This window comes from Leeuwenhoekiella sp. CH_XMU1409-2, from assembly GCF_037029365.1.
GTDB lineage: Bacteria > Bacteroidota > Bacteroidia > Flavobacteriales > Flavobacteriaceae > Leeuwenhoekiella > Leeuwenhoekiella blandensis.
Genome location: NZ_JAYMEI010000006.1, coordinates 210,325 through 231,722 on the forward strand (window position 1 = coordinate 210,325; position 21,398 = coordinate 231,722).

General features: G+C 39.4%; 17 protein-coding genes. 6 read left to right on the top strand and 11 right to left on the bottom strand.

The window, feature by feature from the left end:
• Nucleotides 1-18 precede the first annotated feature (18 nt).
• Both WA338_RS08760 and WA338_RS08765 read right to left on the bottom strand, forming a co-directional pair.
• Complete coding sequence (locus WA338_RS08760; protein WP_273016166.1) at nt 19-972, bottom strand: lytic transglycosylase domain-containing protein; 954 nt, start codon at nt 970-972, stop codon at nt 19-21.
• Between the two features lie 38 nt (nt 973-1,010).
• Nucleotides 1,011-1,661 carry an alpha/beta fold hydrolase gene (locus WA338_RS08765; RefSeq protein WP_273016247.1) on the bottom strand — a complete coding sequence of 217 codons (651 nt, stop codon included), beginning with the start codon at nt 1,659-1,661 and terminating at the stop codon, nt 1,011-1,013.
• A gap of 152 nt (nt 1,662-1,813) precedes the next feature.
• On the opposite strand from WA338_RS08765, the gene WA338_RS08770 reads away from it, so the two are divergent.
• On the top strand, nt 1,814-2,113 hold the full coding sequence (locus WA338_RS08770) for a hypothetical protein (protein WP_009779849.1): 300 nt from the start codon (nt 1,814-1,816) through the stop codon (nt 2,111-2,113).
• A gap of 48 nt (nt 2,114-2,161) precedes the next feature.
• Here WA338_RS08770 and mtaB read toward each other — a convergent pair whose 3' ends face one another.
• Nucleotides 2,162-3,505, bottom strand: a complete 1,344-nt coding sequence (gene mtaB / locus WA338_RS08775) for a tRNA (N(6)-L-threonylcarbamoyladenosine(37)-C(2))-methylthiotransferase MtaB (RefSeq protein ID WP_273016245.1) — start codon at nt 3,503-3,505, stop codon at nt 2,162-2,164.
• Between the two features lie 164 nt (nt 3,506-3,669).
• Here mtaB and WA338_RS08780 point away from each other — a divergent pair, with 164 nt between their 5' ends.
• The 3 genes from WA338_RS08780 to WA338_RS08790 all read left to right on the top strand — a co-directional run bounded on the left by WA338_RS08780 (nt 3,670) and on the right by WA338_RS08790 (nt 6,348).
• Nucleotides 3,670-5,313 carry an ABC transporter substrate-binding protein gene (locus WA338_RS08780; protein ID WP_336093060.1) on the top strand — a complete coding sequence of 548 codons (1,644 nt, stop codon included), beginning with the start codon at nt 3,670-3,672 and terminating at the stop codon, nt 5,311-5,313.
• Between the two features lie 49 nt (nt 5,314-5,362).
• Nucleotides 5,363-5,647, top strand: a complete 285-nt coding sequence (locus tag WA338_RS08785; RefSeq protein ID WP_336093062.1) for a hypothetical protein — start codon at nt 5,363-5,365, stop codon at nt 5,645-5,647.
• Nucleotides 5,648-5,727: 80 nt separating this feature from the next.
• The gene (locus WA338_RS08790) at nt 5,728-6,348 is read left to right on the top strand and encodes a TetR/AcrR family transcriptional regulator (protein WP_336093063.1); all 621 of its coding nucleotides are present in this window, start codon (nt 5,728-5,730) and stop codon (nt 6,346-6,348) included.
• Between the two features lie 40 nt (nt 6,349-6,388).
• On the opposite strand, the gene WA338_RS08795 is transcribed toward WA338_RS08790, so the two are convergent.
• Together WA338_RS08795 and rpsA are read right to left on the bottom strand one after the other, a co-directional pair.
• The gene (locus tag WA338_RS08795; protein WP_336093065.1) at nt 6,389-7,567 is read right to left on the bottom strand and encodes a GlmU family protein; all 1,179 of its coding nucleotides are present in this window, start codon (nt 7,565-7,567) and stop codon (nt 6,389-6,391) included.
• A 180-nt stretch (nt 7,568-7,747) separates the two neighbouring features.
• On the bottom strand, nt 7,748-9,631 hold the full coding sequence (gene rpsA / locus WA338_RS08800; RefSeq protein ID WP_009779843.1) for a 30S ribosomal protein S1: 1,884 nt from the start codon (nt 9,629-9,631) through the stop codon (nt 7,748-7,750).
• Between the two features lie 192 nt (nt 9,632-9,823).
• On the opposite strand from rpsA, the gene WA338_RS08805 reads away from it, so the two are divergent.
• Nucleotides 9,824-10,666, top strand: coding sequence for an alpha/beta hydrolase (locus WA338_RS08805; protein WP_009779842.1), 843 nt, complete (start codon nt 9,824-9,826; stop codon nt 10,664-10,666).
• Here WA338_RS08805 and WA338_RS08810 read toward each other — a convergent pair.
• Nucleotides 10,663-12,357 (bottom strand): carboxypeptidase-like regulatory domain-containing protein, encoded by a 1,695-nt coding sequence (locus tag WA338_RS08810; protein ID WP_336093068.1) that lies wholly within the window; start codon nt 12,355-12,357, stop codon nt 10,663-10,665. The two genes, WA338_RS08805 and WA338_RS08810, sit on opposite strands and share 4 nt — an antisense overlap.
• A gap of 238 nt (nt 12,358-12,595) precedes the next feature.
• On the opposite strand from WA338_RS08810, the gene WA338_RS08815 reads away from it, so the two are divergent.
• Nucleotides 12,596-14,020: an amidohydrolase gene (locus tag WA338_RS08815; RefSeq protein WP_272984999.1), complete on the top strand. Its 1,425-nt coding sequence runs from the start codon at nt 12,596-12,598 to the stop codon at nt 14,018-14,020.
• Nucleotides 14,021-14,076: 56 nt separating this feature from the next.
• Here WA338_RS08815 and WA338_RS08820 read toward each other — a convergent pair whose 3' ends face one another.
• The 5 genes from WA338_RS08820 to lon form a co-directional block, all read right to left on the bottom strand.
• Entirely contained in the window at nt 14,077-15,507 is a 1,431-nt protein-coding gene (locus WA338_RS08820) for an NAD-dependent succinate-semialdehyde dehydrogenase (protein ID WP_272985001.1), read from the bottom strand.
• A gap of 170 nt (nt 15,508-15,677) precedes the next feature.
• A complete protein-coding gene (locus WA338_RS08825; RefSeq protein ID WP_336093072.1) occupies nt 15,678-16,847 on the bottom strand; it encodes an MFS transporter in 1,170 nt (389 codons plus the stop codon).
• A 24-nt stretch (nt 16,848-16,871) separates the two neighbouring features.
• Nucleotides 16,872-17,567 carry a (d)CMP kinase gene (gene cmk, locus WA338_RS08830; RefSeq protein WP_040533331.1) on the bottom strand — a complete coding sequence of 232 codons (696 nt, stop codon included), beginning with the start codon at nt 17,565-17,567 and terminating at the stop codon, nt 16,872-16,874.
• Nucleotides 17,568-17,602: 35 nt separating this feature from the next.
• Complete coding sequence (gene porQ, locus WA338_RS08835; RefSeq protein ID WP_336093075.1) at nt 17,603-18,622, bottom strand: type IX secretion system protein PorQ; 1,020 nt, start codon at nt 18,620-18,622, stop codon at nt 17,603-17,605.
• Between the two features lie 114 nt (nt 18,623-18,736).
• Complete coding sequence (gene lon / locus WA338_RS08840; protein ID WP_336093077.1) at nt 18,737-21,187, bottom strand: endopeptidase La; 2,451 nt, start codon at nt 21,185-21,187, stop codon at nt 18,737-18,739.
• Between the last annotated feature and the right edge of the window lie 211 nt (nt 21,188-21,398).

A 21,398-nucleotide genomic window follows, 5' to 3' on the forward strand; every position in this document is an offset into this window, starting at 1 on the left:
ATAACTATAAGCCGAAACTTATTGTCCTATATTAGCATTATAATACCCCTCTTTAGGGATTTCAATTTGATACTCTTTTCGTGAAGCATTGTTCAAGTGATCTTCACGTAACCAAGGATTATGCAGCTTTAAGATCTTATAGTTAATACCAAAATGTTCAGCAAACTGAACAAAGTCTGTAACCACGGTATCTACTTTAACTTTATACGACGGTACCTTTTCATACAAGTGTTCTTCCTTAAAATTAAACCCATAACGTTCAGGATCTGCTAGAATTTGTTTTAAGGCCAAAATTCTAAATACATACCTACCGGTTTCTTCTCCTAACAACAAATCGTAATATCCGTTTACATTTTGTTGGTCTAGTCTTCTACTCATTCCGGCATTTCCGGCATTATAACCTGCAGCAGCCAACGTCCAACTCCCTAAATTCTCCTTGGATTTTTTGAGATACTTGCAAGCGGCACGCGTTGATAATTCAATATTATAGCGCTCATCTACATTATCATTGACTTCAAGTCCTAATTCCCTACCGGTGCTACGCAAAATCTGCCAGAAACCGGTCGCACGAGCAGGAGAAACCGCTTGCGTCAATCCGCTTTCTATAACAGCCAAATACTTGAAATCATCAGGCAAACCTTCTTCCTCTAAAATCGGTTCGATGATAGGAAAGTATTTTGCCGCTCTTTTGATCAGCAATAGTCCGTTAGATTGCCAATACGTATTTACCAACAACTCCCGATCCAATCGCTCTCGAATATCAGGATTATCTAAAGGCACAGGCTCTCCTGCAAAATCTAAAGTTTCTGGTAAAGGAATTGCATAAACGTTATAATCGTTTACCAGTTTATCTGTTTTCTTAATTTCAGGATCTATTCGTTGCGTGTCGTCATCTTGCTGCACCGCCTGCACGCAAACTGCAGTAGTGGCAACGAGCCCTATTCCCGCAAGGATATTTTTAAAATGTATCATAGCAAATAAAGTTTCAAGTTATTTGGTGAAATTACCAATTAATTCTCGATAATCTTAGGCAAGTTTTTGTTAAACCACTTACACTTAGTAATAATCATAGCGTGTGTTCCACCGGGAATGGGTATACAATTATCAATGTATCGATACGGAAATACAGGATCACTAGTCCCGTGTATATGAATCAAGTCTTTTTTATACTTGGTTTGCTCCCAACACAACATTTGTTCTAAAGCCCAATTCAAATAAACAGGATCTGTAATAGAAAGGTATTTTTGATACAATTCTACCTTATGTTTCAGTCGGTCTCCAACGGCATAATTTGCCAGCGTATCAATATTACGAGCCAAACTTACCGGAGCCAATCTGTAAAGACCAAGGGCTCTACAAAAACGCATACGCTTGGGCAATTCAGCCATAGACTTCACGCTGCTTACAATAATGAGTTTTTTGTACTTGATGAACTTGGCCATTTCCTGCACCAGTACCCCACCAAAGCTTACTCCAAGCAAAACTGGGTCTGGCTCTTTAATTTCTTCTAACATCCGTTGAGCATAATGCTCAAGTGTTTCGGCAGGTTCTGGTATTTTCCAAGAAAGCGCGTGGAGGGTGTACCGCTCTTTGGGTAGCTTGATGTACTCAAAAATACTGGGATTAGCTGCCATTCCCGGCATTAAATACACGTGTATCATAGTATTCAAAATTAACAGTTTAACACTATAAAGCGCCAAAAACAGCTTAATTTTTTGTATATTTACTGATATACGTTATATGACATATCTAACCATCCTACACTTTTCAAACCTTTTCGAGAACGTAAACTCTATTTTTTAAAATAATTTATATGGATGTAATGACAGCGATTGAATTAACAGATAACGAGTTCTTAAGACAATTTGAAACCACTTTTGACAACAAGCTGGCTAAGATTGAATATTCTCTTCAAGACCGAAAGATCTTTCTTACTAAAATTCATATGCCAGAAGGCGCTGAAGATCGTATGAATGACTTTATCGTTGCTGTATTCAAAGAAGTTGAAGACCGTAATATCAGACTCGTTCCTACAAGTCCGGAAATTGCGAAATTCATGAGATCTAACCGTAGAAAGTATAAGAATTTATTACCTGTAGGTATTAATATCTAAAGGCCTTTCTACATTAAAACATTGAACCTGCTTTCTGAGCAGGTTTTTTTATGCAGTAACGCTTTGCTCTTGATTCACATACTCAAAGCGCACGATACCATCTTCATCAATATCTGTAAGCTCAATCGTATGTGTCGTGTTGATCAACGAAGGGTCCCAAGGAGTCTTGACTTTGACATAATTTTCGGTAAAACCGTGTATATAGCCTTTTTTATTTTCACCTTCAAAAAGTACAGTGCGCTGAGTTCCCAGTTGAGATTCATAAAATGCACGACGTTTTTTTGCTGAAAGTCCACGTAACATTTTGCTGCGTTTTTTACGTCTTTTAAGAGGCACAGCACCATCCATTTCTGCAGCAAGCGTATTATCTCGTTCAGAATAGGTAAAAACGTGTAAATATGATATGTCAAGTTCGTTTAGAAAATTATACGTATCCAAAAAGTGTTCATCGGTTTCACCGGGGAAACCTACAATCACATCAACACCAATACACGCGTCTGGCATCAACTTTTTGATAGCCGCTACACGATCTACATAAAGTTCCCTTCGATAACGACGTCTCATCTTTCCGAGCATTTCATTATTCCCGCTTTGTAAAGGAATATGAAAATGCGGCACAAAAGCTCTGGAAGCTGCTACAACCTCTATGGTCTCATTTTTCAACAGGTTAGGTTCGATGCTCGAAATACGTAAACGCTCGATACCTTCTACCTGATCTAATGCTTTAACCAAATCTAAAAAGGTATGTTCGTGTTTTTTATTACCGAATTCTCCTTTACCGTAATCTCCAATATTTACTCCGGTAAGCACGATTTCACGAATTCCTTGTGCTGAGATCTCTTGTGCATTTTTCAATACATTTTGAAGCGTATCGCTTCGAGAAATGCCTCGCGCCAGAGGAATTGTACAGTAAGTACATTTATAATCGCAACCGTCTTGCACTTTTAAAAAAGCCCGTGTACGATCGCCCACAGAATAAGATCCTACGTAAAAATCTGCATCTTCAATCTCACAACTGTGCACCTCACCCATATCATTTTTAGAGAGATCGTTTAGATAATCGGTGATTTTGAACTTTTCTGTTGCACCTAAAACAAGGTCAACACCATCTACATCTGCAAGTTCTTCTGGTTTTAGCTGGGCGTAGCATCCTACAGCAGCTACAAAAGCATCGGGATTCACCTTCTGCGCTTGCTTTACAATGGTCTTAAAACGCTTATCTGCATTTTCGGTTACACTGCATGTGTTGATCACATAAATATCTGCAGTGTCCTTAAAATCTACACGATCAAAACCTTCGTTTTCAAAACTGCGTGAGATCGTTGCAGTTTCAGAAAAATTAAGTTTACATCCCAACGTATAAAACGCTACTTTTTTCCCTGCTTCGTTCATTAGAATCTTCTTCACAAATGGTTACTTTTGTTTTGCATCATCAAAATCTCAAATAACCAGATCAAATTAAGGGTGCAAAGTTAACTACAATTTTGCTCTTGCTCAAGTTTATAACTACCTGAAGCATAATGATCCAAAACTGTTGATGTATCAGATTGATATTTATGACCTTAAAACCTCCTTTTGACGTGCGCACAATACAGCTAAAGTGGCTTTTGTTCCCACTAATCCTTATCAGCTTATTTTCGTGTGATCCAAAAGATAATCGGCATGAAGAAGACGAAGTTTTTAGATACAATGAGCATTATAATGTAGCTACACTTGATCCTGCTTTTGCAAGAAATCCGCCTATTATCTGGCCTACGAATCAATTGTTTAATGGCTTGGTTCAACAAGATGACTCTTTAAATATCATTCCTGATGTTGCTAAACGCTGGACGGTAAGCGAAGACACCAAAACCTATACATTTACCCTTAGGGACGATGTTTATTTTCATAAACACGAGCAATTTAAAACTAAGGATAGCACGCGTAAGGTAAGTGCTAAGGATTTTGTGTATAGTTTCAATCGCCTGAAAGATCCTTCAATTGCTTCTCCCGGAAGTTGGGTGTTGAGTAATGTTGATCGCTATCAAGCTATTAATGACAGTACTTTTCAAATCACATTAAAAAAGGAGTTTCCTGCTTTTTTAGGACTGCTTACTATGCGCTATTGCTCGGTTGTTCCTGAAGAAATCGGCTCATTCTACGGAAATGAATTTCGTTCTCACCCTATTGGCACTGGTCCTTTTAAATTTAAACGTTGGGAAGAAGGCGTGAAGTTAGTTCTTCGGAAAAATAACCTGTATTTTGAAAAAGACGAAGATGGAAACCGGCTTCCTTACCTTGAAGCTGTAGCCATCACTTTTTTACCTGATAAGCAAAGTGAATTTTTACAATTTGCACAAGGCAATCTTGATATGTTGAACAGCCTTGACCCTTCCTATAAAGATGAATTGCTTACCGCAACGGGAAAGCTAAAAGAGAACTATAAAAATCGTGTTAAGACAATTACAGGCCCTTTTCTAAATACCGAATATTTGGGTTTCTATTTAGAAAGTCCGTCAAAAGAAGTACGTTCAAAACTTTTAAGACAAGCAGTTAATTACGGGTTTGATCGGGTGAAAATGATAAAATACCTGCGCAACGGAATTGGAGAACCGTCAAACTCTGGTTTTATCCCTAAAGGTTTGCCGGGTTATGGCGCTTCGGGCTTTGAGTATAATCCAGGTAAGGCGCGCGCTTTAATCGCAAAATATATTGAAGAAACCGGTAACAATACTCCTAGCATCACCATTGGTACCAACAGTCAATATCTAGACATTTGCGAATATATTCAGCGGGAATTGGGCAAACTCGGACTTGAGATCAATATCGATGTGATGCCTCCTTCTACGCTACGCCAGCTAAAATCTACAGGAAAACTCGATGCCTTTAGAGCCAGCTGGATTGCAGATTATCCCGATGCTGAGAATTATCTTTCGCTGTATTACAGCAAAAATTTTACCCCAAACGGACCCAATTATACGCATTTTAAGAATGCGACTTTTGATAGCCTCTATGAATCAAGTTTTAAGCTTACCGATATCAATAAGCGTAAACTGCTCTACAAAAAAATGGATTCTATAATCCTAGAACAAGCTCCTTTTGTAACACTGTACTATGATCAAGTCATCAAGTTTGTTCATAAAAATGTAACCGGACTTAAAGCCAATCCTCAAGATTTTCTGGTTCTTAAACGTGTTAAAAAAACGTCAAAAGAGCGCTAGTAGCGTAACATTATCGTTATAAAACCTACCTATAATTAAACTATAAATTATGGGGTTTGGTGGTTCGGTATCTGCAATGTTGGCTTCGCTTAGACAAAATAAGTGCGAGCGTGTTTCTCGTTTTGAAAAGCCGAATACTCACAAAAGCAAAACCGACATCTCGCTAAAATTTAAAAAATTAAGCGAAAAAGAATTGGTTAAAGCTAAGGCTGAAATCAAACGAAAAAGCGAACTCCATAAAAGAAAAACGATGCTGTATACCTTAATTGCATTGATCATTTTAGCTGTTATAGTCTACTGGCTTTTTCTAGATTCAGGCAGACCACTAGTCTAAATTGCACAGCATAAACAAACTCCAATAAATGAGCTTTAAAATTAAACGATTGTTTAATTTTACGAACTCAAATTTGACTAATGGAATTGAATGAGAAACAGCTGCAAATCGTTCAGGTTGCAGAAAAGCTTTTTGCCGAGCATGGTTTTGCCGGAACTTCAGTACGGCAGATCGCTAAAGAAGCGAATATCAATATCGCGATGATCTCCTATTATTTTGGCTCCAAAGAAAAATTGCTAGAGCATATGGTAGTGTATCGTATGTCTGACTTTAAAGGAGCGCTTGACAGCATTATCAATCAGGATAATTCTTTTAAGTCACGTTTCAATCAAATTATCGAACTCTTCGTACAGCGTATACATAAAAACAATCGTATCTATAAAATTGTACATACCGAGCTTTCCAACAGCACCCGCTGCTTAACCTTTGAGCATTATTTAGTTCAAAAGAAGAATAATTATGATGCCCTAACCGAATTTATCAGTAAGGGACAAGAACAGCACGAATTCAAAAAGAATATAGAAATCCCGTTGATCATTCCGACCATTTTAGGCACCTATTTTGATTTTCATCACAACCAAGTCTTTTTTAAATCAACCTATAATCTGGACACTCCTGAAGCTATTGAGCACTATATAAACCACTCCATCGTCAAACATTTGCAAACCATGCTTTGTGCATTAGTGTGTCTAGAAGCTTAACAAACTGGTTTTAAAGCTCCACGTTACTTGATGAGCTGGCCTAATACCTTCTGTATTTGGCAGAATCCTCAAAAATATGTTCTAAGATCGCTGCCTCCTGCTCATCAAAAGGAATGTTGCGACGCTCCATCACCAGTTTAGCGGTTTGAAAAGCTTTATTGGTTTTATAAGTAGTAAAACCACTGGCTCCTCCCCAACTGAATGACGGAACAAAATTACGTGGAAAGCCGGTTCCGAAAATATTTACACTTACACCAATCACTGTTCCTGTATTAAACATGGTATTGATACCGCATTTGCTATGATCTCCCATCATTAAACCGCAAAATTGCAATCCGGTTTTTGCAAAACCCTCGGTCTCGTAATCCCAAAGACGCACTTCTTCGTAGTTATTTTTAAGATTACTGTTGTTAGAATCTGCACCAATATTGCACCATTCACCTAACACAGAATTTCCAAGATAACCATCGTGACCTTTATTTGAATACGCCATCAATACCGAATTGGTGACTTCTCCTCCAACTTTACAATACGGACCAATCGTCGTTCCCGTATAGATCTTTGCACCCATTTTTACAGTTGCATGCTCGCAAAGTGCAAACGGTCCACGTATGAGTGCTCCTTCCATAATTTCGGCATCTTTACCAATGTAAATAGGACCATCTGAAGCATTAAGCGAACAAAAATTTATTTTGGCACCTTCTTCTATAAAGATGTTTTCTGAATGCATGGTTTGAACCCCTTTTGGAATTTCAGCAGAAGTTCTTCCTTGGGTGATTAAATCATAATCCAACTGAATGGCTTCGTGGTTCTTACTGAAAATATCCCAGTTATTTTCAATCTTAAAAACACCTTCAGCGGTTACTTCTAATTGCTCGTAGGTATCAAAATCAATTTCTTCCTGAGTATCTCTAGTATAAAAAGCTACGATGTCATCCCCATCAAAAAGCGCCTGATTCATCTGTAAATCCAGCACTTGCTCGACTAAAATTTCTGTAGGAATATACGATGCGTTGATCATTACATTCTCTTCAAACTCAACCATCGGGAATTTATCAGACAAATACTCTTCAGTAATTGTTGACGTTGTGCTTCCTAAATGCTTTTCCCACTTTTCCCGAATGGTTAAAATACCGATTCTAAGATCTGCCACAGGTCTGGTATAGGTAAAGGGTAAAAGTTTTTTACGTGCAGGACCGTCAAAAAGAATATAGTTCATAAGTTTAGTGTTTCTGGGTAAGCGAAAATAAACATTTATCCTTAGAGAATGGCCATTGCGACTTTTAATAGGGAAGCGTCGAATTAAAAAAATACGAGTGTTCTGCCCTTTTATGGCACTAATAAAAAAAGCCCTTTAGCGAATGCTAAAGGGCTTTCATATATTAGAAAATGTTAGGGCTTAGTTACCGCCTTTTTCCATTTGCTTTTTCAATGCTGCAAGAGCATCATTTGCATCTCCTAAAGTAGGTGCGCTAGCTGCTGCAGAATCAGCCGCTTTCTTAGCTGCCTGCTTAACGATCTTAGCTTCCTCTTCTTTAAACAATGCAGTGTGTGATGCAACTACACGTTTAAAGTCTTTATTAAACTCAATGATTTGGAAATCTGCCTCATCACCTTTACCAAGTTTGCTTCCGTCTTCTTTCTCTAAGTGACGTCCTGGAATAAATGCCACGATGTCCTCGTTGAATTCTACAGTTGCTCCTTTGTCTACAATTTCTCCAATTGTACCGGTGTGCTTAGTTCCTACTGCAAATTCAGCTTCATATTTGTCCCAAGGATTGTCTTCAATCTGCTTGTGACCTAAGCTTAATTTACGTCCTTCTACGTCAAGCTCAAGAACTACAACCTCTAGTTTATCACCGATGTTTGTAAATTCTGATGGGTGCTTGATTTTCTTAGTCCAAGATAGGTCTGAGATGTAGATAAGACCGTCGATACCTTCTTCTAATTCTACGAATACACCAAAGTTAGTGAAGTTACGTACAATTCCGGTGTGACGAGAACCTACAGGATATTTAGAAGTGATATCTGTCCAAGGATCTTGCGTCAACTGCTTGATACCAAGAGACATCTTACGATCTTCACGATCCATAGTAAGAATCTGAGCTTCTACTTCGTCACCAACGTTTACGAAATCCTGAGCGCTACGTAAGTGCGTAGACCAAGACATTTCACTAACGTGGATAAGACCTTCTACTCCTTCTTCTACTTCAACAAAAGCACCGTAATCTGCGATTACAACAACTTTACCTTTTACTTTATCACCTACACTTAAAGTCTCGCTAAGAGCATCCCATGGGTGCTTCTTAAGCTGCTTAAGACCAAGTTGGATACGTGTTTTATCCTCATCAAAGTCAAGGATAACCACGTTAAGTTTCTGATCAAGATCAACGATCTCATTCGGGTGGTTGATACGAGACCAAGAAAGATCTGTAATGTGTACCAATCCATCTACGCCACCAAGGTCAACGAATACTCCGTAAGAAGTAATGTTTTTAACGGTACCTTCAAGAACCTGACCTTTTTCAAGCTGCCCGATGATTTCTTTTTTCTGCTCTTCGATATCTGCTTCGATAAGCGCTTTGTGAGAAACAACAACGTTTTTGAATTCTTGGTTAATTTTAACCACTTTGAATTCCATTGTTTTGTTTACATACGCATCGTAATCACGAATAGGCTTCACATCGATCTGAGAACCTGGCAAGAATGCTTCAATACCAAATACATCTACGATCATACCACCTTTAGTACGTGCTTTTACAAAACCGGTAACAATTGTACCATCTTCGTGAGCTTTATTTACACGCTCCCAAGCTTTGATCACACGCGCTTTACGGTGAGATAATACTAATTGACCGGTAGCGTCTTCACGCACATCAATCAATACCTCAACAGTATCACCAACTTTAAGATCTGGGTTGTAACGGAACTCGTTAAGAGAGATTACACCTTCAGACTTTGCGTTGATGTCTATAATAGCATCACGATCTGTGATGTTGATTACTTTACCTTCAACAACTTCGTCATCAAGAGTGTCAACAAAGTTTTCTGCAACCAGCTTTTCAAACTCATCTAGCTTGTCATCATCGATAGGATCAATTCCTTCTTCGTAATTGTGCCAGTTGAATTCTTCAAGAAATTTCTCAGGATTAGCTTGAGCAGCGCTTTCGTAACCTTTTGGTTCTTTAATTGCATCAGGAGTAGCAAGTTCTTCTGCTGCTGCAACATTTGTCTTAAGCTCAACTTCTTCCTGAGCTTCTGGTTTTTTATTTTCTTCAGCCATTGCTGATTAATAGTTTGTATTTTACGCTTTTGTGGAAACTAAACAACTCAAAATCGTAAAAGAGGTTTAAAATACATGTTTGGTTTCAAGAGATTCATTTTAAATCCCTCATCCTTTTGGGTTTCCAACCGTTGTCAAAAGGAGTGCAAAATTACATAAACTTTTCTAATTTTCTATTCTGAAATAAAAAATATGTTAGCAGAAAAATCCAGCACTACATTTACAGGGCAAACCGCTAGACATGAACTCTTTGGAAAGGTCTGGAAAGCTCCTGATCAAAAAGCCGTGGTTTGCATCATTCACGGTTTTGGAGAGCATTTAGGAAGGTATACACACGTCGCCGAATATTTTAATGCAAAAAATATCACCTGTTATGCAATAGATTTACCCGGTCACGGAAAATCTAACGGTAAACGTGGTGTGGTACGCTCCCTACAGGATTTTATTCTTGCAGTGGACTTTATTTATGAAAAAGCGTTTGAAGAAAACCCGGGAACACCGGTGTTTTTATACGGTCACAGTATGGGCGGCGGTATCGTATTACGCTACTTATTGATGACCGCGGTACCACCCGCAGGAGCTCTCGTCACTTCGCCCTGGTTAAAGCTGGTTAAGAATCCCGGAGCATTGCAAATAATTCTAGGAAGAATGGCTTTGACCTTTGCTTTAAACCCTGTGCAAGAAACGAAACTCGACCCTGCAGATCTTTCTAGGGATACCGAAGTTGGAAAAGCCTATAAAGAAGACCAACTCGTGCACGGCAAAGCTTCTTTAAAACTATTTTTTGGGCTAAATGACAACGGTGTTTATCTTATGGATAGAACTTTTGATTTTAGAACCAAAGTACTTTTAGCTCACGGTACCGAAGACAATATCACAAAATTTAAAGCTTCAAAAACTTTGGCTTTACGTCATCCCGATCAAATCGATTTCAAACCCTGGGAAGGTTTACGACACGAAACGCACAACGAACTCAACAAAGAAGAAATTCTTGAGTTTTATAGCAATTGGATTCTAGATCGCGCGAATTCTTAATAGCGTAAATTGCGGTTATTCAATTTGAGCAGTTGCATTTTTATATTTTGTCGGGTTAATTTAAATAGCTCAACCTTTTGTTTTTGATTGGGCTGTTGCCAATTGTAATAGGTTGTCACTTTCAAAAACGTAGGTTGAAACTGCTTATTCCCAAAATATTTGAGATTCACCAGCCAATCACCAGAACCTAGATCATCGATCAAAAATTCTTCTGAAGTATAGCCTTTGAGCTTTTCGTCTCTTATGCGTTCAGGGTTTTGCTCTAAGGTGTGATTCACCACATAAGGCTGATTTTGTGGATTTACAAATTCAAGTTCAAATTCGGCTTCAGAAGTGTTCCATTCAAACACTAATCGAACGTCGTATGCGAGTTCGCTTTTATTTTCAGGGAGGGAGAACTTAGCATCTGCATCGATCTTGTCTTTATGCTGAAAGTACAAAGCTTCCATCTCCCGATAAACAATCGCATCTATTCCTGTGCCGCTTAAACTGTCTGTGGTATTCATATAGCCCATATACATCAACCAGGCTTTTTGATAATTTTCAGCAGCGGCAAACGAATTGCCTAAATCCCGATACGATTGCGCATATTGTGGTCGCAGTCTGAATATCTTCTTATAAACCGAAAGTGCTTTTTCACGATCAGCGTTTGCTTCATAGGTATATGCGAGTACCTTCAGTGCTTCGGCATTGGTTTCAAAAGCGGTTTCCATTTCGCTTAAAACCGAATGTGCTTTATCGGTAGCTTTTTTATCATAAAAGTACTGAGCAACATCTGCATAAAATGCTACGTCTCGTGCATTAGTGACCAACGCTTCTTTATAAATAGTAAAAGCTTCCTCCAGCGTATTTGAATTTTCTAATTCTTTTAGATAATCAGGAGTTACTGTGATTAGACTTTCCATTGCAATAGCGTCATCTGAATAAACCTGTTGATTTCCGTAGGTCTTGTTGACTTTTTCCTTACGCTGTGCAAAATAAGCTCCTTTAGTACGCACCACGACAACTCCGTTTCTCGCTCTTGAGCCATAACGATTGGTCAATGACAAAGACCGAAGCACCATAACATCATAGACTTCAGAAACCTGAGGTAAAACATCACGAATATCATAATTTGTAGGATAAAATTGATTTCCATCAACATCCCATAACATTACTTCAGGAAGCGAAATTGTAGCACTCTTTCTTAGCATGACTCTACCACCAAGTGCAATAGTCAAGTCACGGGCAGCAAGATTTAAATCTTTCCCTTTAACATAGCTCGTTGAACCATTTTGAGTAAAAATTGGTCCCATTGAAGTGGGCATCCAAATAGGTTTGCCGTCTTCTCCTAACTCATCTGAAAAAGCCTCTATTTTTTTGACCTTTTCTTTAACCGTCACCTCATCAAGATCATTAACCTCGGGCAGCATTTTTACATTGAGCGTTTTTGTCACATCTTCTATTATGATCGTTACAGTTTGAAGCCCAACATAAGAAAATTGCAATTCTTGTCTTGGTGTGACCTCAATAGTATAATAACCCTTACTATCTGTTGCGGTCATTAAATCGGTACCCACGACAGCCACTTTTGCATGGACCACCGGCGTACCAAAACTGGTAACATAACCACTAACCTCTTGTTTGGTTTGTGCAAACAAACCATATGAAATTCCTAAAAACATCAAGAAGTAAACAATAAAAGCTCTCATAGCAAACTCAATTTTCACAATTACAGTAAGTTATATAAAAATATCAGTTAAAATATAATGTTGCTGCAAGAAATTGAACTTCAACAAGAAATTTAGAACATTGTCAAAATCAAATCTCAATTTTAGAGATTCTCCCATTTATAGATCGATATTTTAGAATTCAGCATAAATTCTTGTGTTGCCACAGACTAGGTCTGATTTTACTAACTTTAAAAGCACTAACTAAAATGTTTTATGTATGAATACAAAAATTACATTGCTATTCCTTTTGGCAGGAATAGTTGCCTTCGGGCAAAAAATCCCCAAAGACAAAAAGCAGCTTATTGCTTCTGTTGAAAATCACAAAGAGGACCTGATTTCAATTAGCGACAAAATCTGGGCAAATGCCGAAATCGCTTTTCAGGAAACCGAATCTTCAAAACTACTTGCCGATTATGCCGAGGCAAACGGTTTTACCGTAGAACGTGGCGTTGCTAATATTCCTACCGCATTTATTGCGACCTATGGAGAAGGAAAACCCGTAATAAGTGTTCTGGGTGAGTTTGATGCCCTCCCGGGAATTTCTCAAAAGGCTCAACCTACAAAAGAACCTCTTGAAGCAGGTGCTGCAGGTCACGGTTGCGGTCATAATCTCTTTGGGACCGCAAGTCTGGGCGCAGCCATTGCTGTTAAAGAAATGATCGAAGCAGGTGAAATTAAAGGTACTGTAAAATTCATAGGTACTCCTGCTGAAGAAAAGTTCTTTGGAAAACTATGGATGCTCGAAGCAGGGGTTTGGGATGATGTAGATGTTAATGTAAGCTGGCACCCTTCTGCAGATACCAAAGCAGATGTGCAAAGTTCGCTGGCTATGGTTGACTTTATTGTAGAATTTAACGGTCAAGCGGCACACGCTGCGGCAGATCCGTGGAATGGACGCAGTGCTTCTGATGCATTAGAGTTGTATACCACCGGAATCAATTATTACCGTGAACATATAAAACCTACCGTACGCATTCATTATCATATTCAAGACGGTGGTCAAGTGGTTAACGTGGTACCTGATTACAGTAAATTGTGGGTACGCGTGCGCAATACCGATACTAAAGGAATGCTTCCGGTTTTTGAACAGGTAAAGAAAATGGCAGAAGGTGCTGCGATTATGGCAAATGTAGATTACAAATATTCGCTTGTTTCCGGTATACGTGAAACATTAGTCAACAGAACCGGCGGAGCTGTAATGCAAGAGAATCTAGAACTTTTAGGCCCATTAGAATATACAGAAGAAGAAATCGCTTTTGGTAAGAAGATTCAAGAAATGACCGATAAACCTCAAGTAGGAATGGACAGCAAGATCTACCCTTTTGAGGAAACCAGAGAAAATCCCGGTGGCGGCTCTACTGATGTTGGAGATGTGAGCTGGAATGTACCTAATATTAATCTTGGAGTAACCGTAGCTCCTAAAGATACACCTTGGCACTCCTGGGCGGTTGTCGCCTGCGGCGGAATGTCTATAGGCCATAAAGGAATGGTAATGGCTTCAAAAGCCATGTCGATGACGATGTTTGACCTTTTTGACGATGCAAAACTAGTTGAAGAAGTAAAAATTGAATTTAAAAAACGAAAAGGTGACGACGTTTACAAAGCAATGATCCCTGACGGACCACCACCAATTGGCAACTAAAAAGAAATCCCCGTTCATCACTGAACGGGGATTTCTTTTTATAGTAACCTCTTCTACTAGCTGTTGAGCCTCATAATTGCTTTTTCATTAACAAATTCTTTGACTCCAAAGCCTCCGTGCTCTCTACCATATCCTGAAGCTTTTACACCACCAAAAGGCATATTTGGCTGAGCAACACCAAAACTGTTGATAAATACCATACCGGTATCAAAATGATTTTTAGCCAATTCAAATGCTGCTTCTTCATCTTTAGAGAAGATACCGCCACCTAATCCAAAACGGCTATCGTTTGCGATACGCATAGCATCTTCATTATCTTTTGCTTTGATTAAAGATGCAACAGGACCGAACAGCTCATCATCATACGCAGGTTGACCGGGTTTCACATTTCCTAACACCGTTGCAGGATAAAAGTAACCGTCACCCTCTGGTAACTCACCTCCACATAAAATTTCAGCGCCATTGGCGACACTTTCTTTTAATTGATCGTGCAACTTCTCACGTAAGTCTTTACGTGCCATCGGTCCTATGTCTACAGTATCATCCGCAGGATCACCGAATTTAATTTCTTTCATTCCGGCAACGAACTTTTCTTTGAATTCGTCGTAGACTTTTTCAGTTACCACAAAACGTTTAGCAGCAACACAAGTCTCCCCGTTGTTATAAATTCGTCCTTTAATACTCCATTCTACCGCAGTATCTACATCAGCGTCGTCTAGAACTAAATACGCATCGTTAGATCCAAGTTCTAAAACTGTTTTCTTTAAAGCTTTTCCGGCTTTTTCGCCAACAACTTTACCCGCTGCTCCGCTACCCGTCAAGGTAACTCCGCGCACTAAATCATTTTCAATGATCGCATCAGATTGTTCGTGCGAAATTCTTAGCACAGTAAAAATGTTTTCAGGTAGGCCGGCCTCCCGTATGATCTTATCAATTAATAACGCTGAACCGGTTACGTTTTCAGCGTGCTTTAATAACACGCCGTTTCCTGCCATCAAGTTGGCAATCGCATAACGAATTACCTGATAGGTTGGAAAATTCCAAGGTTGAATTCCGTAGATGACTCCAATAGGCGCATTTGTAATAAGTCCTTTACCGCCATCGGGCAAGGTGCGTTCTTCATCCTTCAATACTTCGGGTCCATTTTTCGCAGTGTATTCACAAATTCCTACACATAAATCGACCTCTTGTTCTCCCTGACTGGTAAGTTTCCCCATTTCCTGGGTCATCAATTTTACCAGTTGGTCTTTGTGCTTGCTTAAGCTTTCACCTATTTTATTAATAAATTCTGCACGCTTTTCTAATGAAAAAGTCTTCCACGTCAAAAAAGCTTGATGTGTTGCTTTAACAGCTTCACTGGCTTCTTGATCAGTCATCATTTTGTAACTGTTGAGCGGCTGTCCTGTTGACGGATTTATAGTTTGAATCGTATCACTACTTGAAGCTTGCTCTGTCGCAGTGAGCTTCTCTAAAACATCTGTACTCATAATTCTTCTTTTAAATAGTTTTCGGCATTGCTTACTATCAAGCAGCCGAGCAATTTTTATTTTAAAGTTAATGAGTAGCCTTGGTCAACCAAGTGGTTTTAGTAAAGCCTTAAGCACATCTTATGGGGAATTTAGCATATGAATCTTCAAATAAAGTCAAAAGGCAGGATTTAGCGTTTATGCTTCCACTGAAATAATAACTGAAGTATGATGATCAAGATGGAATAACCCAATCCCAAAGTCGCAACACCCGCCCATTGATAATGCTGCCAGGCATAAGCTCCAGAAACAGTACCAAGTGCTCCACCTATAAAATAAATGACCATATAAATGGTATTTACGCGATTGCGCGCTTCAGGATTCTGTTTAAAAATAATGTTCTGATTGGTCACGTGCAGGCATTGCAGTCCAAAATCAACAGCCAAAACGCCAATGACTAAACCGAGTATAGAAGTTCCGCTAAACTGAAAAACAATCCACGAGAGCACTAAGATGCCTGTAAAGAGGTAGATGAGTTTTTTAGAATTGTATTTATCATTCAGTTTCCCTGATAGTGTTGCGCCTAGAGCACCGATCATCCCTAAAACACCAAAAAGTCCCGCAGCACCACTTCCGTAGCCAAAATTGGTTTCCATAAGAAACACCAGCGTAGTCCAGAATGCGCTAAATCCTGCAAACCCCAAAGCTCCTCGTAACGCAGCAATTCGTACTTCGGGCTTTGTTTTTACGAGTTGTAGAAGCGACCGCATCAACTGCGCGTAGGTTCCTTTAAAATTGGTAGCCACGTCAGGCAACTTGAAATAAAGTAAAGCCGCATAAACAAGCATTATCACAGCGGCTACATAATACATAAAACGCCAGCCAAAATATTCTCCAACCATTCCGCTAAGAAAACGGCTTCCTAAAATCCCGATAAGCAAACCGCTCATCACGATCCCTATGGCTTTACCTCGGTTTTCTTCGGTAGCGAGTTGGGCAGCCATCGGCACAAACAATTGCGGCACTACAGATGAAAAGCCTACGCAAAAGCTAGAAACGGTTAATATAAACAGTGAAGGCGCTATAGCGGTTACCAATAACGAACTAATTATCGCCACAAAGTCTATTAAAATGATGTTCCTTCTTGAAAACTTATCCCCTAACGGAATGATAAAAAGCAATCCAAAAGCATAACCCAATTGTGTCGCCAACGGAATATTACTCACTTGCGCTTCGGTGACCGAAAAAGTTTTGGCCATTAAATTAAGAAGCGGCTGATTGTAGTAATTATTGGCTACAACAAGACCTGCTCCTGCAGCCATCAAGTAGAGTAGCCCACGATCGAGTTGGGTAGCTTTCATTAAAAATTGAGGGGTTTCAAAAGATTAGCATCTACCGTAGATACGGTCTTTTGCAAGTTGTAAAAGAATATGAAACTGATCTTCAATATTGGTATGCGTGTTATCTAGCAGAATGGCATCTTCTGCCTGCACAAGTGGAGAATCTTCACGAGAAGTATCTAATTCATCACGCTTCTGAACATTCTCTAAAACCGCCTCATAGCTTACCTCATCGCCCTTGGCTTTGAGCTCTTCATAACGACGGCGGGCACGCTCATCTGCAGATGCAGTCATAAACACTTTCAATTCTGCATCGGGAAATACCACAGTCCCAATGTCGCGACCATCCATCACAATACCTTTTTCTTTGCCCATCTCGTGTTGCTTCTGCACCATGAGTTTGCGCACTTCAGGAATCGCAGCGATCTGACTCACAAAGTTGGAAACTTCTAAGGTTCTGATCTCTCGCTCTACATTTTCACCATTTAAATATACATCTGCGATCCCGGTTTCTGCATTCATCTGAAACTTCACCGAAACCATAAACAAATGTCTAATCAATCCTTCTTTATCAAAATGCCCATCTTTTATAAAAAGCTTCCGCATTGCATAAAGCGTTACGGCACGATACATTGCTCCGGTATCTACATAAACATACTCGAGTTCTTTGGCCAGCATTTTTGCAACGGTACTTTTTCCTGTAGAAGAAAAGCCGTCTATGGCGATGGTAATTTTTTTCAAATGATTCAAGTTGAAGGTTAATGGTTTTGGAACCATCAGTTTAAATCTACATTTAAACCAAAAAATCCCGAGCTTGCAGCACTGTTATAACGCGCGTAACTGTAACTCAAGCGCAATTTATTAAACTTCACAGAGAAACCGGCACTTAGACCTGCAAAACTACGCTGGTCTACAATGCGTAATTCTTCCGCTCTGCGCACACTATATCCCAAACGAATATTGAAACCTTTATCGGGAAATAATTCTGCTGCAAAAATCATATGGCGGAGCGCTTCATCAAAGAAATTGACATTTTCTGGTGTAGTAGTTCCATTTAAATCTGAAGTTGCCCGCGCCGGATTAGCAAATGCTAAATTCCAATTCTGCAGATTTTCTAAGGTAAAATGCCACCGTAGCGGAACATGTTTTAACTTTTGAGAAATGCCCAGATCAACTTCAAGCGGTAATCGCTCATACGTCACATCATACGCCGTAAACTGCATCCCGATATTACGCACCACTCCGGCGATATTCAGCTCCAGTTCGTCATTCACATAGATAAATCCCAGATCTAATGCGCCACCCAACGAAGTGTACTGCTCCAATTTTGAAGAAATCAATTTAACATTGGCTCCGACAAAAAAATCTGTTCGCGGAATATTAAAAGCATAACCTGCAGAAAACGCCACTTCTCCCCCACTAAAGTCTGCTGTTGCATTACCGCGCTCATCATAGCCTTCAAAAGTTCCATAATTTACATAGGTTACTCCCGCGTGAAAAACACCACTGTGGCGATCGTATTCATAAGCATAACCTACGTTCCCATAATTTACATCAGCCAGATAATTGACATAATTCAGCGAAAGTTGATTATGCATCTCTGGGTTGATTGTCGCCGGATTGAACAATCCACTCGTGGGGTCGTAACTATAATCGGTGAGTAATTTACCGCCTAAAGCGGCTTGTTTTGGTGAAGAAACTAAATTTAAAAACTGATAGGTAGCGCGACCGCCCAACTGTGCCCAAAAATTGAAGCTTGTAAACAAGGCTAAAATTAAAAGTAGCTTTTTTACCATATCAAATCACCAAAAACCCTAAACGCAAAACGCTTACAAGTATACTTTATTTCTTACCCATTAAAAAACCCACTCCGTTTTTGAAGTGGGTTTCAATTTATAGTTTAAAATCTATTAAAGTGCTTTTGCGTGCTTTACCTTTTGATTAGTAAGTGCAATATCAAGCACTTCGCTCATATCATTTACATAATGAAATGTAAGACCCTTCAAGTAATCTTCATTGATCTCTTTAATATCACGCTCATTTTCTGCACACATAATGATTTCTTTGATGTGAGCGCGTTTGGCTGCAAGAATCTTTTCTTTAATTCCGCCTACCGGAAGCACTTTACCTCGCAATGTGATCTCACCGGTCATCGCAATACTTTTCTTCACCTTACGCTGGGTAAACAAAGAAACCAATGAAGTCAACATCGTGATCCCGGCACTTGGCCCATCTTTTGGCGTTGCCCCTTCAGGTACGTGAATATGCACATTGTACTTTTCGAATACTGTAGGATCAAGCTCAAGACGTTCGGCATTAGATTTAATATATTCCATTGCCAAAGTCGCACTCTCCTTCATCACTTTACCAAGGTTACCGGTAACGCTAAGGTTTCCTTTTCCTTTAGAAAGTATAGATTCTATAAAGAGGATATCACCGCCTACTTGCGTCCAGGCCAATCCGGTTACAACACCGGCAACATCATTATTTTCATATTTGTTGCGTTCTAATTTCGGTGATCCTAGCACTTCAACTACGGTCTCGTTATCAACTTTCACCTTGTACTCCTCTTCCATCGCAATATTTTTGGCTGCATAACGCACCATTTTTGCGATCTGTTTTTCTAAACCACGCACACCAGATTCACGCGTGTAGCCTTCCACAATTTTTTCTAACTGAGGCTTTGCGATCTTCAATTGATCTGTAGTAACGCCGTGTTCTTTCAATTGCTTCGGAAGTAAGTGACGCTTACCAATTTCTACTTTCTCTTCGATCGTATAACCGGTAACGTTGATAATCTCCATACGATCACGCAACGCCGGTTGGATGCTTCCTAGATTGTTTGCCGTAGCGATAAACATCACTTTTGAAAGATCAAACCCGAGTTCTAAGAAATTATCGTGAAACTCTGCATTTTGCTCAGGATCTAAAACTTCAAGCAAAGCCGAAGAAGGATCTTCCTGATTGCTGTTGCTCAACTTATCGATCTCATCTAAAACAAATACCGGATTGCTGGTTCCTGCCTTTTTCAAATTCTGAAGAATTCTACCCGGCATCGCTCCGATGTAGGTTTTACGGTGTCCACGGATTTCTGCTTCGTCACGCAGACCGCCCAAACTCATACGTACATATTCGCGTCCTAGTGCTTCGGCAACCGATTTTCCTAAAGAAGTTTTACCAACTCCCGGAGGTCCGTAAAGACATAAAATAGGAGACTTCATATCGTTACGCAGTTTTAATACTGCGAGATATTCAATAATTCGCTTCTTAACATCGTCTAATCCGTAATGATCGCGGTCAAGAATTTTCTTAGCGCGCTTTAAATCGAATTTATCTTTACTGAATTTATTCCAAGGAAGGTCAAGAAACAGATCCAGGTAATTACGTTGAATGCTGTACTCTGCAACCTGCGGATTCATACGTTGCATCTTAGCCAATTCCTTTTTGAATTGCTTGCCAACCTTCTCATCCCACTTCTTCTTTTTGGCACGCTCACGCATTTCTTCGATCTCATCTTCTTGAGAAACACCACCCAATTCTTCTTGAATGGTTTTCATTTGCTGATGCAAGAAATATTCACGTTGCTGCTGACTCATATCGTTATGCACCCGGCTCTGAATATCATTTTTCAGCTCCAGTTTTTGCATTTCGGTATTCATGTAGCGCAACGTCTGCAAAGCACGTTCTTGAAGATCATTGATCTCTAATAAACCTTGTTTTTCCTCAACAGTCAAGTTCATATTAGAACTCACAAAATTGATCAGGAACGACTCGCTCTCGATATTTTTGATCGCAAAACCGGCTTCACTAGGAATGTTGGGCGATTGCTTGATGATCTGTAGCGCCTGTTCTTTAATAGAATCAATGATCGCTTTAAACTCTGCCGAATCCTTCTCTGGTCTGGTTTCTGAAACCTCGCGTACCGTGGCAACCAAATAGGGTTTTTCGGTAATCACTTCAGCAATATTGAAACGCTTCTTCCCTTGAATGATTACAGTTACATTTCCGTCAGGCATTTTTAAAACACGTAAAATACGCGCCACCACACCTGTGGTATTGATATCGTCTGCCGAAGGATTTTCTACCTCACCATCCTTTTGAGAAACAACACCTATAATTTTTGAACCTTTATTCGCCTCGTTGATCAAGTCGATAGACATATCGCGACCCGCGGTGATAGGAATCACAACACCGGGAAATAACACGGTATTTCTTAAAGGAAGTATAGGTAAGGTTTCGGGTAATTCTTCTCTGTTAATCTCATCTTCATCTTCAGGAGTCATTAGCGGAATTAACTCAGCATCACCTTCAAAGTCCTGCAGTGACAGATTGTCAAGATTTGTAAATTTTGTTCTTGCCATATTTTTTAACGCCACATTGTCATAAATTCATTCACATAGAAAACAATGTGATCTTTTTTATTTGATTTAAACCCTTTAATGATGGGCTTTTAAGCTGTTTTATATCTTTCTTATAGTGTATAATTCAATTCTTATGCCACCTTAGTTTTTAAAGTAGGTGGAAAAAAATTACTTCAAACTGTAACAAACCACTTCCCAACGTATCTTTATA